1 protein-coding gene is annotated in these 725 nt (G+C 62.2%); it reads right to left on the reverse strand.

Annotation, left to right across the window (positions count from 1 at the left end):
• Positions 1–230: 230 nt before the first annotated feature.
• The coding region (locus B3C64_RS01100) for an iron transporter (RefSeq protein WP_291533130.1) at positions 231–725 on the reverse strand (495 nt) is incomplete at its 5' end.

The following is a 725-nucleotide window of genomic DNA, read 5'->3' on the forward strand; positions in this document are numbered from 1 at the left end:
TCAAGTCCACCCAAGCCCGAGCCCGACCAAGCCCAATCAAACCCGCCCAGCGGTTCCGTGAACGTCTCCCATAAACGCCCCCGTAAACGCAAGAGAGCGGTTCCGGCGTGCGGCGCCCGATCGCGAACCCGGCCGAATGGCCTTGCGCGCGTCGAACGATGTCTGCCGGAACCGCGGGCATGAGAACTCATGCGTCCTTCAATCGGCTTTCAAGCGAATTCACGCTTCGATCACCATTCCTGCGGGGTGTAGTTCCAATCCGGGAAGGTGACCTCGAGCGGTTCGGTCCAGAAGCGTCCGGTCACGCCGGTCTCCGGATCGACGTGCAGCATCCATCCCTTCTTCTCCGGGGATTCGATCTTCAGCACGAGCTTGTACGCGCCGGCCTCGTCGAGCTTGACGTTGGCGCCGTAGTGCGGGCCGTCGGAAGCGTTCATCTGCATGAAGGTTCCGGAGGCGACGGATTCATTGCTGGACTTGTTGATGATCTCGTAGTTGACGGTGAGGTCCGGCACGAAGTCGCCCTTGCCGTAACCGAGTTTGGTGCCCTTCTGGTTGGCGTGGATGTCGGCCTCGAGGTGGAAGCTCGCGTCGGCGGCCTTCAGACCCATGCCGGACGGCTCCATGTCGATCGGCTGGAAGTACACGGCGTTGACGGTCAGCGGACCGACTTCCTGGTCGGAGTGGTTCTCGTCGACCTGGATCTCCTCGAAGCCGGCGTCGTT

The organism is Bifidobacterium sp. UBA6881 (assembly GCA_002451435.1).
Classification (GTDB): domain Bacteria; phylum Actinomycetota; class Actinomycetes; order Actinomycetales; family Bifidobacteriaceae; genus Bifidobacterium.